At 39.5% G+C, this 17,486-nt stretch carries 10 protein-coding genes and 1 pseudogene; 3 read left to right on the top strand and 8 right to left on the bottom strand.

From position 1 onward, the window contains the following. Positions 1 to 148: 148 nt before the first annotated feature. Positions 149 to 373: a hypothetical protein gene (locus NMG86_RS04080; RefSeq protein WP_141295399.1), complete on the bottom strand. Its 225-nt coding sequence runs from the start codon at positions 371 to 373 to the stop codon at positions 149 to 151. A gap of 665 nt (positions 374 to 1,038) precedes the next feature. Here NMG86_RS04080 and NMG86_RS04075 point away from each other — a divergent pair. Further along, positions 1,039 to 2,961: a tetratricopeptide repeat protein gene (locus NMG86_RS04075; protein WP_026797069.1), complete on the top strand. Its 1,923-nt coding sequence runs from the start codon at positions 1,039 to 1,041 to the stop codon at positions 2,959 to 2,961. A gap of 305 nt (positions 2,962 to 3,266) precedes the next feature. On the opposite strand, the gene NMG86_RS04070 is transcribed toward NMG86_RS04075, so the two are convergent. Beyond that, complete coding sequence (locus NMG86_RS04070) at positions 3,267 to 12,332, bottom strand: CHAT domain-containing protein (protein ID WP_087882132.1); 9,066 nt, start codon at positions 12,330 to 12,332, stop codon at positions 3,267 to 3,269. A gap of 152 nt (positions 12,333 to 12,484) precedes the next feature. Here NMG86_RS04070 and pyrE point away from each other — a divergent pair, with 152 nt between their 5' ends. Together pyrE and NMG86_RS04060 are read left to right on the top strand one after the other, a co-directional pair. Then, positions 12,485 to 13,111, top strand: coding sequence for an orotate phosphoribosyltransferase (gene pyrE, locus NMG86_RS04065; protein WP_043937933.1), 627 nt, complete (start codon positions 12,485 to 12,487; stop codon positions 13,109 to 13,111). Between the two features lie 56 nt (positions 13,112 to 13,167). Continuing rightward, a complete protein-coding gene (locus NMG86_RS04060) occupies positions 13,168 to 13,683 on the top strand; it encodes a hypothetical protein (protein ID WP_026788781.1) in 516 nt (171 codons plus the stop codon). A 215-nt stretch (positions 13,684 to 13,898) separates the two neighbouring features. Here NMG86_RS04060 and NMG86_RS04055 read toward each other — a convergent pair whose 3' ends face one another. From NMG86_RS04055 to NMG86_RS04030, 6 genes and pseudogenes are all read right to left on the bottom strand, one after another. Beyond that, entirely contained in the window at positions 13,899 to 15,134 is a 1,236-nt protein-coding gene (locus tag NMG86_RS04055; RefSeq protein WP_026788780.1) for a M20 family metallopeptidase, read from the bottom strand. A 246-nt stretch (positions 15,135 to 15,380) separates the two neighbouring features. Continuing rightward, positions 15,381 to 16,061, bottom strand: coding sequence for a dethiobiotin synthase (gene bioD / locus NMG86_RS04050; RefSeq protein WP_026788779.1), 681 nt, complete (start codon positions 16,059 to 16,061; stop codon positions 15,381 to 15,383). Between the two features lie 277 nt (positions 16,062 to 16,338). After that, the gene (locus tag NMG86_RS04045; protein ID WP_026788778.1) at positions 16,339 to 16,584 is read right to left on the bottom strand and encodes a type II toxin-antitoxin system Phd/YefM family antitoxin; all 246 of its coding nucleotides are present in this window, start codon (positions 16,582 to 16,584) and stop codon (positions 16,339 to 16,341) included. Next, entirely contained in the window at positions 16,581 to 16,721 is a 141-nt protein-coding gene (locus NMG86_RS04040) for a type II toxin-antitoxin system HicA family toxin (RefSeq protein WP_237157257.1), read from the bottom strand. The genes NMG86_RS04045 and NMG86_RS04040 overlap by 4 nt, the downstream gene beginning before the upstream one ends. A 68-nt stretch (positions 16,722 to 16,789) precedes the next feature. Then, positions 16,790 to 16,882 (bottom strand): annotated as a pseudogene (locus NMG86_RS04035) (type II toxin-antitoxin system HicB family antitoxin); the annotation flags it as partial. A gap of 213 nt (positions 16,883 to 17,095) precedes the next feature. After that, entirely contained in the window at positions 17,096 to 17,353 is a 258-nt protein-coding gene (locus NMG86_RS04030; protein ID WP_026788777.1) for a DUF262 domain-containing protein, read from the bottom strand. Positions 17,354 to 17,486 lie beyond the last annotated feature (133 nt).

Genomic DNA, 17,486 nt, shown 5'->3' with positions numbered 1-17,486 from the left:
GCAGTTAGGACACCTGACGGATCTTAGAACCCAGACGGTGAAGTATTTCCCCCCTGTTCCCTGCCCCCAAGCCCCCCGTGCACGGGGGGTTTGGGGGGCTGTTCCGGTGTTCCCTGCTATATCAGTTTGAAAACTCATTGACTTCTGCTTAGGAGGGATCTCGGCGTTGAATAAATTCAAAGCCACCCTCCTTATTTTTGGGCAAGTATTTTCCTGTTGCTAATAGTTTTACTTTTCTGACTTGTGCTAAGTTTTGAGGCGAGGAGCAAGGTTCAAGGGTTTCTGTCCTTAAATGGTGGGGATCTTGAGGGTGGGTACGATTAATCACCATATTTTTCTTGATTTTGGAAATATTGGTAAATCTTAGCATCATTTTTTTGACATTGAGAACAATTTAAAGATTCAATTTAGATTCTCTGGGGTTACTCATTTTGAGGCAAGATTCTAGTTTAATAAATTTTGATTTAGGTCAATTGTCTAATCCGATCTTTTGCCAAAATGTTGCTCAACTCTGTTGTCCAAAATTTTTCCTACCCTATAATTTAGGACGGTCAATGTCGTTCACTTTTAACCTAGAAGCACCTATCTGATTACAAACGATTATTCCCAAAATCATCCCAAGTTCTCATTTTCACCCTAAGACTGTTCTCCCTGCTAGACTTAAAATTGGTCTAGGTAGGGTCTTCGCAGATCAAAAGCGGATTCGGTGTCAACCTGGTTTTCAGCAGTAGAGGGGGGGAAACCCAAAATTGCAAAAAATAACTCATAAAACCGAGAATGTATGATAAAATCAAAAATTAGAGGTTTTTAGTTTCTTGGACTAATTGCTCAAGCTAGAACTGAGCGATTTTTGAAGGGGTGGAGCCGACTCTGATGTATAACTGAAAATTGTTATAGCTGGGTTGTACCTTCACCGAAGATCAGATGGGATTGATCCTTGATTCTGAATAGAAATCAATAGAAATTAACACCTATTGACAGAATTAGAATTGAGCATCAATATTGAATTCACAGTTGATTTATTAGGTTAAATTTGATATGGTACCGAGAGAATTTTTAAAGACTGTAGCTACGAGAGTTGGAATTTCCGACAATGAACTCGAAGTGATGGCGCGGGCAATCCAAGGAGAACCGATGACTGCGATTTCTAAGCAATTAGGGGTTCGCAAGGATGCCTTGCAGAAACGCTTGGGTGAGGTTTATAGGAAACTAAATATTAGCGGTGCAGGGCCGGGAAAATTAGCAAAATTGCAGCAAAAGTTACTGTCAGAATATCAAACCGATGGTACTAATCAAGGGGGCCAAATCAATGGTCAATCCGGTCGCAAAAAGCGGTCGATGAGTAGCCTTGACCCCCAAGGTTTCAGTAGTAATGTTCAAATCGATTGGGGGAATGCACCCAAATTGGCAGCCTTTTATGGCCGTTTGGAAGCTATGGCTACCTTAAAACAAGGATTAGTCACCGAACGTGCTCACCTGATGATGTTGGAGGGCATGGGCGGTATTGGGAAAACGGCTTTGGCGGTTAAATTAGTTCAGGAAATTGCCCCGGACTTTGACAAAGTGATTTGGCGCTCACTCCGAGATAAACCTTCTCCGAGTGAGTTTATCGCCTCAACTTTTCCTGAACAATCTCAAGCCCCTTTAGGTTGGGATGATTCGGAACAAATCGCCCAATTGTTGAAAACCTTATCGGATTCTCGGTATTTGTTAGTAATTGATGAGATAGAATATATCTCACAACTCGGGAGTAAAGATGCGGCTTTCAAAAGTTATGAATCTTTATTTCAACAGATTAGTGAGTCTTCCCATCGTAGCAGTGTTTTATTAATCGGTTGGGAATTTCCGCTTTCGTGGCAACAGTTCGCGTCTAAAACCTCAGTACAGTTAACTGGGTTATCGGAACAAGACTCTCAACAAATGGTTTTATCCGGTCAAGAATCCCTCTATTTAGATGAAAAATTCCTATCAGAATTGATTCATTTATGTGGTGGCAACCCCTTAATTTTAAAATTATGGGCGGCTAAGATTCCTGATTTTACAATTAGAAATCTGACGAAATTAATCAAGCAAAATACCTTGGTTATTGAAGAATTGGTACGTCAATCCCTGCGAGCAGAACAGGAATTGTCCGACCTAGAAATTCGTTTAGTCTGTTGGTTGGCAGTAAATCAAAAAGCGGCAACCTTGAGTGAGTTAGCAACGGATTTAATTCTCTCGGAAACTGAAGCCGAAGTCCAGACTTCCTTAGAATTTTTAGTTGAGCGATCGCTGTTAGAAACAACTAATTTTAGCGCTCCTATGGCTTACACGGTTAATAGTAACTTCAGAAAAGCCGTCTGGTATCAGTTAATGGGTAAATCCTTTAATGAACTGGGTTATAAACACTACTTAGAAGGGGAGTTTCAATCGGCTAAAATCAATTTATTGCAAGCAATTCGCTATCATTCGGCTTTAAGTGCAGGTCATTATAATTTAGGTTCGACCTATGAAAAGCTCGATCAGTTTGAAGAAGCCAGAAAACATTATCAAATTCTAGTCGATGTGGATAATAACCGCGCAGCACAGGCGGCGGTGAATAATTTAGCACGATTGGAAATTTTAGATGGCAAAACCGAGGAAGCTATTGATAAATTAGAAAAAACCTTGGTACAAGTTAAGGATAAAGGAATCCGAGCCGCCTTATATAAGAATTTAGGCTGGGCTTATTTCCTAGAAAATAATCCAAAACAGGCTGAAGTTGAGTTACGTCAATCCTTAGAATTAAAAGAATCTAATGTGGTGGCTTACTATCTTTTAGCTCAGGTTTTAGAAGCCCAAAACCGTCATAAACAAGCCTTAGCGTTTTGGAAAACGGCCTTAGAACAGGACGAATTAGATCAAAAATCTAATGGTGTTACCTGGCGTTTACCTGAATTGCTGGCTTGGCGGATGACTGCTCGCCAACGCTTACTGAAATAATCGCTTAAAGCCTCCTTTCCCTATTTCCCTGACTTGGGGAATAAGTGATGGAGGCTTTGCTTTTTAGGTTGCTAGGTATAGCAGGGAACAGGGGAGAAAATACTTCACCGTCTGGTATCCTAACTGCCTTGGCGGTTGCTATAATAGATAACTGTCCTTTCGGATCAACAAAGAATTTCGTTGAAAAAAATCTACTAGATCATAGTTTAAAACATCTTTTGAAAAAATAAATTGACTATACAACAAGGTAGAAATTTTAGCAATTGCAACCTTAAAGGTTATTTTTAAAAAACCGCTCCCTAAGTTTACCAAGGGCTTCCAATCATTGTAAATCCTGACCAGTAATAGGGATGGGATAGGCTGGTAATATTAGATTCTGTCAGATTCTCAGGGAGAGGAATAGCGCCAAAGGTGGTTATCAATTGATCATTTTCGATCCGAGTTTTTCCTTGAATCATGTCAATTTGTGCCTCTTGTAAAGCGATCGCTTTAATCGGATCTTGCTTTAAAGATTCATAAAATTCACTCATTAATCCCAAGGTTCCTTGATCACTAACATACCATAAACTCGCTAAAGCTGATTTAACTCCAGCCTGCACCGCTAACCCAGCAAATCCTAATTCTGACCGTCGATCTCCTAATGCTGTTCGACAAGCACTTAAAGTTAATAATTCCACTATGGGATTATCCCAACCCAAATTAGGAAGTTCTGTTAAGGGTAATTTTTCATTCCATAATTGAATAAAAGAATTACTCGGAGATCCGGTTTTAAAATCAGCGTGGGTGGCTAAATGAATCACTTGAAAATCAGATATACGCCGTTGGGATTTCAGATTTTCCAGGGTAAATCGTTCGTTTAAGAATTTTTCCCCAGGCCAAATTTCAGTAATATTTTGGAGTTCAATTGGAACCGCCGGAAGTGGATTTTGTTGTTGAAATTGACTGGCTCCCATGGCTAGGACTTGCGCTTGACCAATGGGTTGATATCGAAAGTCAATTAAGCTGGTACTCGGAATTAAACTAATCCCATATTTTTCGGTTAAGAATTGTTGACCATCCCATAAAACTGCCATCGGTAAACTCCGTAAACCTGCATCCAGGGAGAATAGAATTGTCGAAATTCCTAATCTTTTCAAATCATCTTCTATCGGTTGAATCATCCATTGATAAAGTTGTTCCGCCGGAGCTTGATAACTGACTGTATCCCGTTTTCGGGGGTTGGTAATTTCACTTTGTAATTGTCGAACAACGGGGAATAATTTTTCTTTAGTGGCTTCAGGAACGCTATGTCTTATGGGTTCACCGAAGGAAGGAACCACAATGATTTCTAGTTGCTCTTCCCTGGAAACAATATAAACAATCGCATAAGCCTGTTTAGTTTTTATCTCTAATTCTTTTAACAATTGTTGAACTTCTGAACGATTTAATTGGGTTCCTTGGACTCCTAAATGTTGTTTAAATTCTTGATTTCTTGACTGTTCTAATGCTAAAAATGTCGAATCTAAGTTATCAAAACCAAAAGCAATATCTACCGTTGATAAAATTTTCTTGGGGGGAATATTAGGCGCGTCATCGGTGGAAATAACAATATTTCCTGATGTGAATGAACCTTCAGGACTTTGGGGTGGCAGAATATTAAAGTCTCCTGTAGTATTGTTATCATTAATAATAATTTCAGGAGAAGTTTCTTCTATTTTTTGTTCTTGGTCAGGACGAATTAATACATCTTCTTGTAGGATAACTTCGGTATCAATTAAGGGTTGATTTACATTGGGGGGAATATTAGGCGCGTCATCGGTGGAAATAACAATATTTCCTGATGTGAATGAACCTTCAAAACTTTGGAGTGGCAGAATATTAAAGTCTCCTGTAGTAATGACGGAGGCTGTTCCATTCATTGCTAAGTTACCTCCGATTTCAAAGGGAGCAACAGGGGGATTCAGTGGCCCTCCAGCCTGACGAATCGTAATCGAACCCCCGCCCAGACGTCCTGCGGTGGAGATACTGGCGGTTCCCGTGGGGGAAAATTGGGTGGGGAAGGAGTTGGTAGCACGGAAGTAGCCTTGAGTTGATTCGGCAAAAACGTTACCCCCGAGACCATTGGGGGATTCAGCGTTAATAAATTCGACCTGAACATCATTAATCGGGTCGAGGAAGACGTTACCGCCCTGGGTTTGACCTTGGGTATCAATTTGTCCGGTGGTAATGCTGGTTTGGGCTTTAACCGTAACATTACCGCCTGTCGAACCGGATGTCAGTATATTTCCGGTTGTAACATTTCCGGTATTCGCTTCTAGGGAGATATTTCCGCCCGCATTACCTGGGGATGAGCTATTCAGGGTGTTAGTAGTAATATTTCCCTGGGGGGTACTTAGGGAAATACCCCCACCGTTAGCATTAGGGGATGAACTATTCAGGGAGTTAACCGTAATATTCCCGTTACGGCTATTGAGGGTAATACCAGGGGATGCGGTAATATCACGGGTGGTAATATCATTATTGGCGGTGACTGCAACCGTACCATTACTGACAATATTAGCATTAAGGTTAACAATATTACTGGCATTAATATTCAGTCCCCCTGACCCTAGGGTGATGGGGGCGTTAGCTTGGACGGTTCCGGCGGTAATCCCTAAACCGTTCAGGGAAGATTCGGTGGTAAAGGTATCTAAATTTACATCATTATTCCCCGCATTAAGGGTTAACTTTCCTTGTCCGGCAAGGGTTGAACCAATAAAGTCAATTACTCCGTTTCCAATACTGGTGTCTAATGTAACTGAATTTCCAGAAACATTAACGGTATTTACGGAGGAAAAGTTAAGTCCGGCGCTGGTGTAGATATCTCCAAACAGGTTAAGGGCGCTCGCTTGTTGGAAAATTAATCCGTTTATGGGGTTATTATTATTACCAACGGTATTCAGGGAAATTGTTCCATTTCCGGCGTTGAGTGTTAGGGTTTGGGAACCTGTTATCGGACTATTATTAAATAGGATATTACCATTATTTCCGGTGGTATTAATAATAATAGGATTTTCGAGTTGAGTTCCCCCAGAAGCATTACTAAAATCAATATTATTATTTGTAGTTAAATTGCCTTTTAGGGTCGTGAGTCCGGTGGTATTAACTTGCAAACTAGACAGGGGGTTACTATCACCCACAGTAGAAAAAGTAATATTACCGCTACCCGCATTCAGGGTTAAGTTACTATTTCCTTGTCCAGCAAGGGTTGAACCAATAAAGTCAATTGCTCCATTTCCAATACTGGTGTCTAATGTAACTGAATTTCCAGAAACATTAACGGTATTTACGGAGGAAAAGTTAAGTCCGGCGCTGGTGTAGATATCTCCAAACAGGTTAAGGGCGCTCGCTTGTTGAAAAATTAATCCGTTTATGGGGTTATTATTATTACCAACGGTATTCAGGGAAATTGTTCCATTTCCGGCGTTGAGTGTTAGGGTTTGGGAACCTGTTATCGGACTATTATTAAATAGAATATTACCATTATTTCCGGTGGTATTAATAATAATAGGATTTTCGAGTTGAGTTCCCCCAGAAGCATTACTAAAATCAATATTATTATTTGTAGTTAAATTGCCTTTTAGGGTCGTGAGTCCGGTGGTATTAACTTGCAAACTAGACAGGGGGTTACTATCACCCACAGTAGAAAAAGTAATATTACCGCTACCCGCATTCAGGGTTAAGTTACTATTTCCATTGATAGAATTATTGAAAATAATATCACCACTATTATTAGTTCCCGATGAAGTTAGGGTAATATTAGGGGATGCGAGTTGTAGGGGACTATTATATTGTTGTTGACTTCCGACCCCATTATTGCTAGAGGTATTAATATCACCATTTAAAATAATTGGATTATTTCCAGTGTTTAAAGTAACATTTCCCGCTTGACCGTTGGAGGTACTGGTATTAACCCCACCTAAATTCAGGGTTTGGGGGGTAATAATAGTAATATTTCCCCCATTATTCGGGGAACTGGTATTCAGAATACCGGGGTTTGTCGTAATATTTCCATTGGAACTATTCAGGGTGATGGGTTGACCGTTGGTAGTAATATTTCCGGTAATAATATTATTGGTTGCGGTGATTTCAACGTTACTACCATTGGTTGTATTAATATCTTGGGGAAGGGTGACAGTATCACTAGAATTAATCTTTAAATTTCCGGTATCAAGGTTAATAGGAGAATTACTATTAACGGTTTGGGCATTAATTTCTAACCCTCCCAGGTTGACCGTATTATTAAATTGAATATTGCCATTTCCCGCTTGTATAGTTAAACCGTTATTATTGGCGGGAATACTATTAATAGTATTATTAAAAATTATATTTCCGCTTCCCGATGTTCCAGAGGTATTAACGGTAATAGGTTGATTTAATTCAACGGGGTTATTAAAGGTTGAATTGCTACCTGTCCCGCTATTTCCAGAGGTATTAATATTTCCAGTTAACGCAATCTTTTCTCCTGTAACCGTTAGAGTTCCCGCTTGGTTAGTTTGGGTACTGGTATTAATTTCCCCTAGGGTAATATTAGCGGGGGTTGTAATAGTAATATCACCACCATTGCTATTAGTGGAACTGCTATTAATAATTCCGCCACTACTATCAATATTTCCCGTATTGCTATTTAATATAATAGCTTGACCTTGGGTAGTTAGGTTGGCGGTAGTGATATTATTTTCGGCATTAATATTAATAGTGGCGGTATTCGTGGCGGTGATGGGTTGGGTTAAATTAACCGTACCACTGCTATTGATATTAATTCCTTCTCCCTCAAGATTAATTCCCCCATTACTATTGACATCTCCACTGGTTAGATTTAAAGTATTTAAGGGATTTGTTGCTCCTATTGCTTGATTAATATTAACCGTTCCCGTCCCCGCTTCCAGGGTTAAATTAGCAGTCCCTGGAGTATTACTATCAACGGTATTATTAAAGGTAACATTTCCACTTCTGGCGGTTCCCGATGTGTTTAAAGTAACGATATCTGCATCTAAAATCACCGGAGAATTAAAGATAATATTATTCCCTGAACCAATAGTAGCAGAAGTATCAATATTATTAGTTAAATTAATTGTATTTCCAGAGAGAGTTAGGGTTCCGGCTTGACTGGTTCCTAAATTAGATTCTGTGCGGGTAATTACTGCGCCTATAGTTAAATTTTCAGCCGCATTTAGGTTGATTTCTCCTCCGTTTTCGGTGGTTGAACTACTATTAAGAATACCCGATGCGGTATTAATATTTCCGGTATTACTGGTGAGAGAAATTCTTGACCCATTACTAATAATATCCGCCGTTGTAATATCTCCAGTAGCACTAACATCAATAGGACTATTATTAGCTGTTATGGTATCACCTAAATTAATATTTTGAGTTGCATTAACATTAATTCCCCCATTCTCTACCGTTACCGCAGACTGAGTAACCACATTTCCGCTATTAATGATTAAGTTTTGTAGCGGCAGACTATCCCCTATTGCTTGACTAAAAGTTGCATCTCCCGTTCCAGTTTCTAGGGTTAAACTATTACGTCCTCCCATTAGCAAGGGGAGGGTAGGGGTGGGGTCAATACCCCCGTTAATTGTTCCATTAAAGGTAACATTCCCCCCGCTATTATTTCCCGTTGTATTGATAGTAATATTGGGTTTAGGTAGAATAACATTAGCATTAAAATTAACATTACTTCCCTGACCTTGGGTAGCAGATGTATTAATATCTCCGGTTAAATTAATAGTATTATTTCCCGATGAAATATTCAGGGTTCCTGCTTGACTATTGCTAGAATTAGAGGCGGTACTGGTATTAATTCCTCCTAAAGTAATCGTTCCCGAAGCGTTGAGGGTTTGGTTGCCGCCATCATTATCAGAAGAACTACTATCTAAAATGCCAGCTTGGGTATTAATTTCCCCATTGGTAGCAGAAACCGTAATTGTATTACCCTGACCTGTGGTGGCGGAAGTATTAATATTATCAGTTACCGTAATAATATTATTAGCAGAAGTTAAACTAACACTTCCTCCTTGGGTGTTTCCACGGGCATTAATTCCGGCAACCCTAATATTACCCGCCGCATTAATCGCAATATTTCCCCCACTTCCCTGAATAGAACTACTATCAATAATTCCAAAACTACTATTGATATTTCCTTCACTACTTTGGAGATTAATTTCACCCCCGGTATTAGTCACGGAATTAATTAATAAATCTCGATTTCCTGATATGGTGATACTTCCTGAACCTGTGGTAGTAATGGGGGTATTTTCTCCAATAATTACACTATTTGTATTCTCGCCATTCTCGCCATTATTCACGCCATCGATTAAAATTGACCCCGTATTACTTTGAATTTTACTCTCTCCAAATATTCCCACCGCCTGACTATTAGCAACTGCCGCACTACGACCTTGAATATTAATATTCCCACTCGCTAAACTATTAATTTCTGCGGTATTAATTAAAATAATCCCATTACTCTCACTCCCCGTACTATTGCCAGTTCCAGTTAAATTAATGCTCCCTGTTCCTGACGATTGAATTAGACTATTTCCCAATAAAATACCCTGTCCACCTAAAGAAGATGAACTCACTCCAGTTAAATTCAGATTTCCATTAATAACCCCAATAATAGGGTTATCTAAAATCAAAATCCCATGACTATCGGGAGTTTGACTACTACTTCCCACTAAATTAATATTTCCCGTTGCTGTCGCGGTAATATTTGCACCTCCAAATAGGGCAATTCCATGACTACTATTCCCCGTAGCACTACTAAGTCCATCTAAATTAATATTCCCAATTCCAGTAGAAACAATTTCACCTCCATCCCCAATAAAAATTCCTATACTTGAGGTTAAACCCTGTCCCAAACCGTTAATTTTAATATCACTATTTAGGGTTTGTATTTTTCCATTCGCGATAAAAATTCCCTCGCTAATATTACCCTGACCACTAACCCCCGATAAGGTAATATTTCCGGTTCCTGTGGAAGAAATTAGGGAGTTATTTAATATAGAAATTCCGTCATTATTATTTCCTGTGGCGTTATTATTTCCGTTTAAATCAATATTTCCAGTTCCGGTTGAAGCAATATTACTATCACTAATATAAACTGCCACGCTATTATTGATTCCGGCGGGAGTTCCTGTGATTTTAATTGTACCATCAACGGTTGAAATATTACTTTGGTTCAAATTCACACCAAAACCATTTAATCCATTCTCACTACTTCCTGTTAAGGTAATATTCCCTGTTTGGGTTTGCACGCTAGAATTATTATTGAGTAAAATCCCGATATTACTGCTTTGACTACCTTGACTATTGCCAATAATACTAATATTTCCTGCCTCTGAATTAATAGTAGATTGTTCTAACCAAACTCCTATATTAGTCTCGGTTTGTAGACCACTGGTTCCAGTTAAATTAACATTTCCATTGCCAGAATTTAAGCTACTATTCGTTAATAGAATCCCATGATTAAAGGGTTGGTTATTAACCGCAATGCCATCTAGGGTGATGTTTCCCCCCAAGGTATTAATTTGACTATTATCAATCCAAACTCCAGAATGGAATAGGACATTTCCTCGACCCGTTGCGGTAAAATCTCCTCCCTTTGTATCGAGGGTAGCGTTTTTAATATAAATAGCACCATTATTATTATTCTCAAAATCTGCATTAAAATTCAGGTTTAATTTATCACTATCATTCGGGATACTATCCCTAATAGTTTGTCCATTCAGAATAATATTCCCCGCCGCATTTAAGGTTAAACTTCTTTCCCCCCCAATTCCATCAAAATCAAAGGAAGTTTGAAAGGTAATATTCCCATCTTGGGAATTGGTTCCCACATCCCCGGTTTCTACAACAACATTACCTTCACTTAGCGCCGACTTCAATACAAAAACACTTAATCTTCCATTATCATCGCTGGTATTAAATAGTAATTCACCCGTGGGTAAAGGATTTTGATTCAGGTTTGTATTTCCCCTCGTATCATCAACAATATCAATATTATTTGGGTCAAGTAACCAGGTTCCTCCTAACCCGACAGGGGCTGAAATATCGGGGGCGGTGTTAATATCTAAAATACCGCGACTACTGGTTTCAACAAATCCGCCATTGCCATTTTGGATTCCTCCCCGCACCTGAATATTACCATAAACTTGAGTTAAATCTTCAGACCAAATAATAACTCGACCGCCATTTCCCGTGTCTAAAGCATTAGCATTAATAAAAGAATCTGGACTAATAAAGGTTTTTTGGGCATGGGGAAAATCCCCTAATCCTTTATAGTCTCCCCCGATTAAAATTGTTCCTCCTCCGGTTAATCCCGATGCGTTTAAGGTACTATTAATTAAGCCAATCCTATCCCCTGTTAACTGAAGATTTCCCCCGCTTTGATTGGGTGAACTGACATCAATAGTTCCTGATAAAATCGTAGTTCCAGGTGTGGTGGGAACTGTAATTCCCGAAGCAGTTAAAATAACCTGACCCTGTTCATTAACCTTAACTTGACTCGCACTAACTGAATTTCCTCCAGTGAGTAATTCCGGTAAAGATAAGGCGGTAAAGGTAGAATTATTTTGAGGAATATCTGAAGTTAATTCTAAATTTAATAAATGTCCGTCCTGGGAAAGTCGAACTAAATTTTCCCCAGTCACCGACGCAATAGTAATATTTCCGGCGGGTGCGGATATTGTTCCGGTATTTAAAACCGTTCCTGCTAATAATGTTATATTCTCTCCAGGGGAAACCGTGAGATTTCCGAAATTAACTAAACTCCCAGGATTTTCGGAATTAAACACAAAATCCCTAGGAGTTCCGACTAAGGTTTGCCATTGATTTTCCCCGATAGCTTGTAACCAATTTTGATTCCCAAATCCAATCGAACTTGCTGTCGTAGCGGTAAAAGAGGCAGGAATATTTAAACTGGCATTTTCTCCAAAAACAATTCCCGCCGGGTTGATTAAAAATAGGTTAGAATTTCCGCCCGTAACTTGAATTAATCCATTAACAAAAGAGGCTTCTCCCCCGGTAACTCGTCCTAATATATTCTGAATTTTAGGATTAGAAATAAAGTTAATAATTTGACCCTGAGATAGTCCTAACTTTTCAAAACTATGGAATAAATTTGCTCCATTTCCCGATAAACTGCCGCCATTAATATTAAACTGATTTCCCTGATGAATGACTTGGGTTCCGGTTCCATCCTGTGCCGGAATAATCGTTTGTGCCACAATTGAAGTGGGAAATAGGCAAACTAACAGTACCGATGGAAGGACTACCCGGGGAGTGAATAGAACCGGAATTTGTGCAAAAGGTTGCAATTTGAGGAGACGCGTTTGTTTCCGATTCATATTTCTAACCTATCCAGAGAAACCTGTCTCTATCCTAGGCCAGTTTTTCCTAAATAGCAACTCTTAATTTTGATAATAAATTATAAATCTTTATAAATTCATCAATTTCTATAGTAAACTAAGAAAATGCACTCAATCCCGTCTAATCATCAATGGATCAACATCAACATCCGGTAATTCTGAATGAGTCTGTCGCCACAACGGACTTAGCAACCCTGCGCCATTGGCTACTGGATTTATTTTGTCAATTCGCCTATAAAGAAGGAGATTTTGTACTTTCTTCCGGTCAACAGAGTTCCTACTATATTAATGGTAAACAAGTCACTTTGCATCCCCATGGAGCTTTGGCTATTGGCCGTTTATTATTAGCAATGTTACCCGAAGATACCCAAGCGGTGGCCGGATTAACCCTCGGTGCTGACCCGATGGTTTCGGCGGTGAGTGTGGTTTCTGCCTATCAAAATCGGCCAGTTTTTGCCTTAATTGTTCGCAAGGAAGCCAAAGGACATGGAACCCAGGCCTATATTGAGGGGCCAACTTTACCCCCTGACGCCCAGGTGGTAGTCCTTGAGGATGTGGTGACTACGGGACAATCGGCAATGAAAGCGGTCAAACGCCTACAGGATGCGGGATATCAGGCCCATCATATTATCGCTTTAGTAGACAGACAACAGGGGGGCGGGGAACTCTATCAGCAGGAAGGCTTAGAATTTCAGAGTCTATTTACGATAGATGATTTAAAAGCCCATAATGCCAGTAACAATTGTGCCAAAGTATGATATCCTCCTGAGTATTTTCAATTTTGCGACATACCATCCCTTCCCAAAAATTATCGATGAACAGCAAACATTTTATCTTGCCTGGATTTGCGCTTTTGTTGGGTACAGTGTTCCTGGGGACTGCGGTTGCTAGGGAACTCACCGCAGATGAGAAAACAGTCGTTTGTAAACTCAAAGAAGTAGTTAAGGATGCGGGGAGAGACGGTTTTGAATTGGCATTTTGGCCGATTGTCCGTAAGGGGCCGGCGAAGGCGAATGCTCCTCTAACCATTAGACTTGATCCTGCGATAGAATATTTATTTGTTGGCTATTGTGACGAAAATTGTACCGATGTAAATTTAAGTATTAAAACCCTGGATGGGAAGGTTTTACAATCAGAAAAAGATACTTTATCTGTGATGCCATTTAAACCTCCGGCTGCTAATATTTATGAACTTAATCTTAATATGACCAGTTGTAGCCGCAAAGATGGATGTGTTTATGGAATTGGTATTTTAGCACCCAAAGGGGTCAAAGTTCCCTATGCTCCATCCTTACCCAAAGACCTTGCTAAATTTGAGTTTTGCCAATAATTCAGTTATAGCAGGGAACGCCGGATCTGGGAACGCCGGATCTGGGAACAGCCCCCCCAAACCCCCCGTGCACGGGGGGCTTGGGGGGAAAATACTTCACCGTCTGGGTTCTAAAATCCGTCTGGTATCCTAACTGCCTTGACGGTTGCTATATAAGTAGAGACGTGCCATGGCGCGTCTCTATATAAGTAGAGACGTGCCATGGCGCGTCTCTACTAGCTGTTAACTGTTAAATGATTACCAACGCAGAATTTTTCCACACAGCGCACAAACATTTCCACACCCATTGCTAAGACAGTTTCATCAAAATCAAAACGGGGATGATGATGGGGAAAATCCAAATTTTTATCCACATTTGCCGAACCCAAAAAGAAATAACAACCGGGAACTTCTTGGAGAAAATAGGCAATATCTTCCGCCGCCATGGTTTGGCATTCTGGCACAACTCCGGCGGGAGTTTCAACTAAAGTTTCCGCCACACTTTGTACCAACTCCGTAATCCGTTTATCATTAATCACCGGAGGATATAAAGAGGCATAATTAAGTTCATAACTCGCCCCATGACTTTGGCAAACCCCGGCAATAATTTGTTCAACTCGACTCCCAAAAAACCCTTTATAGCTAGGATTAAAATAGCGCACTGTTCCCAACATTTTAGCACTATCCGCAATCACATTATCGGTATTTCCAGCATGAAGGGAACCCACACTAACAACGGCTGCATCTAAGGGATTAACATTCCGAGAAACAATAGTTTGTAAGGCTAAAACAATATGGGAAGCAACCACAATGGAATCAATAGTTTGATGGGGAATCGCACCATGTCCGCCCTTTCCATAGATTGTACATTGAAATTTTTCTACCGCCGCCATTAACCCGCCACTACGGACTCCAATAGTTCCCAAGGGTAAATTATTCCATAGGTGGAGTCCAATCAAAGCATCAACATTAGGGTTCTTTAAAACCCCCGCTTCAATCATCGGTTTAGCACCCCCCGGCCCTTCTTCGGCGGGTTGAAAAATAATTTTAACTAACCCTTGAAAACTATGGCGATGATGGGCTAAATAATAGGCAGTTCCTAAAGCAATCGCCGTATGACCATCATGGCCGCAGGCGTGCATAATTCCCTGATGTTGAGATTTATAAGAAACATCATTTTCTTCTTGAATTGGTAAGGCGTCTAAATCGGCGCGAATCGCTAAAACTGGCCCGGGTTTTCCACTATCAATAATAGCCACAATTCCGGTTTTAGCAATTCCGGTTTCATGCTCAATTCCCCATTTTTTCAGTTTTTCGGCAACAAATTCCGCCGTTAAGGTTTCCTTAAATCCCAATTCAGGATACTGATGTAAGTGGCGACGCCATTCGATTAACTGCGGCTGTAAGTTACGGATATCTAGTCGCAGTTGTGAGTTATTGACTGAATTTAAGCTGGGAATTGTAGAAACCATCGGTGTGCAGAAAATCTGAAAAATCTATTTAAGGATCTAAAATTAATTATAACATTATTTTAATGTTTGTAGGGGCGGGTTCCGAATTAATCTTTAATCTGCACAAATAACCTACTTAAACCCGCCCCAACTATTGTCCAATAAAATTCCAGATTAACTGAAAATCAATGCTGGGTTTGGGCGGGTTTTTCAGATTATTTGTGCTGAACATAAATTATTACAGAACCCGCCCCTACATCTTTGTGATTAATTAAAAATAGTTTCTATGTCTAAATTTGCAGCAATTTGAGTCAATTTTTCTCGATCCGTTGGTGTATCAAGATGGGGTAAAATTCCTAAAATTGGAATTTGGGTTAAAGATTCTATCAGATGGGTAGGAGTCCAATTTTCAATATCCTGTTCAGAAACAGGTTCGACACAATTTAAGACCAAACCTTTCAGAAATACCCCCGTTTGTCGAGCTAAAGCCACATTAGCCACCGCCTGAGCGATCGCACCTAAACGAACCGGAACCACTAAAATAGTCGGTAAATGCCAATCCCGTGCCAAATCAGCAACTATTAATTCATGAGTCACTGGAGAACCCAACCCCCCCAACCCTTCTATTAATACAAAATCCCGACGCTCTTGCAACTGACAAAAATGCGACCAAACTAACTTTAAATCGACTATTTTTCCTTCCAGTTCGGCTGCAATTGGAGGAGCAAGAGGGGCTTTAAAATGCAAAGGATTAATGTCTTCAATCGACTGACCTAAATCAAAAAGTTGAGTATATAATTCCCGATCGCCCTCTCCCGTTTGAATCGGTTTAAATACCCCTAAAGTTCGAGATAAATAATAGGTTTGCCAATAGGAAATTAACGCCGTTGTTAATACTGTTTTCCCCACATTTGTATCCGTTCCAGCAATCAATAAAGTCTTGTTCATAACTCTCACCAGTAACCAGTCAATAAATAAAATATTACACAGTTATAATTTTCCCATAGAACCTGTTATATTAGAAAAATAAAATTTATTTTATAATTAGAGGTAGTTTACCAGAAGACATTTATCCGGGGAGAATTCACAGTCCAAGCTTCCCAAACAGAAACTACACTGAGATAAATTTCGTTATCTTGATTGCTAATAGCATCACAAATTTTTGGGTAAAGTCGTTTATTATTAGTAATAAGCCACAGAAATATATGAGTATCTAACAGAATTTTCATGGATTTTCAAATAATTTAATAATTTCTCCAGGGAGGGGATCATTAAAATCATCAGGTACAACAAATTCACCCTCACATAAACCAATAGGACGGCGTTCTTTTTGAGGTGGTTTTGTTAGTATTGGTTTGATTTCAGCAATAGGTTGATCAGCTTGAGTAATGATCAAGCTATTACCTTCTTGAATCAGTTTGATAAATCCTGATAAATTGTGTTGAATGTCATCTATATTTAGGGTAATCATGGTATTATTTCTTGCTTTTTGAGTTGTAAGGGTTCGTTCGGACAGAGTAAATCTTCCTCAGATAGCTCGGCTATTTTCATTAAAGCTCTCAAGGTTCCAACTTTCAAATCTTGATTGCGGTGAACAGGAATTGACAAAATTTGTTCTAATTATGGGTTTTCATAGATATAATGACTTCCAGTAATTCTTTTTAAAACCCAACCTTGGTTTCTCCTTCAGTAATACAGCCGGGAAGTGCTGGAACTTCTTCCCAATAGCCACCTTCTGCTGATGGATGAATGATCGCTCTAATTTTCATACATTTATTGAGTTATTTGTTAAGGATATTATAGCAACTATCGAGGGATTAGAGTTTGGCTAATGCTATTGGTTAGTAGTTGAGTTTTTAGGGGCGATGCCTGCGGCTGGTGGAGCCTAAGCGCTTTGGGATTCGGGATAGTTTCGCTTCACGCGCTCCATCTATTTATGCTAACATTAAAGAGCTTAAACATTACCTATTAAGAATCTTTTACTATATAGTTATCAGTCTTTGTTGTCCATCAATTAATAAATATTTAGACACTCCTTCCGGGACAGAAACCGTTTGCATAGTCACAATAGAACCCATAAAATGAGGTCTCATTGTTTCCTGTTCTGTCAAATCTATCAGATCGTCCCATAAATTTTCCCATTGTTGACGTTCCCAGCTATAGAAACGTTGAAATAGGGGAACGAGATATTGTTGGGTTCCTTCTAAAATCTTTTGTAGCTTGGTTTCCGAGGCTTTCATATTTTTTTAGGGATATTTAAACTAAAATTATTTAGGGTTTGATATTGGTGGTTTAGCAATAAGGCTATTTTTCCAATCTTTTCTCGTCGGTTGGGTTAACGCAAGAAAACCCAATATTTTTTCCAATCACAAT

It is taken from the genome of Planktothrix rubescens CCAP 1459/22 (assembly GCA_904830895.1).
Taxonomy (GTDB): Bacteria; Cyanobacteriota; Cyanobacteriia; order Cyanobacteriales; family Microcoleaceae; genus Planktothrix; species Planktothrix agardhii.
This window is presented reverse-complemented; position numbering and strand designations above follow the sequence as displayed.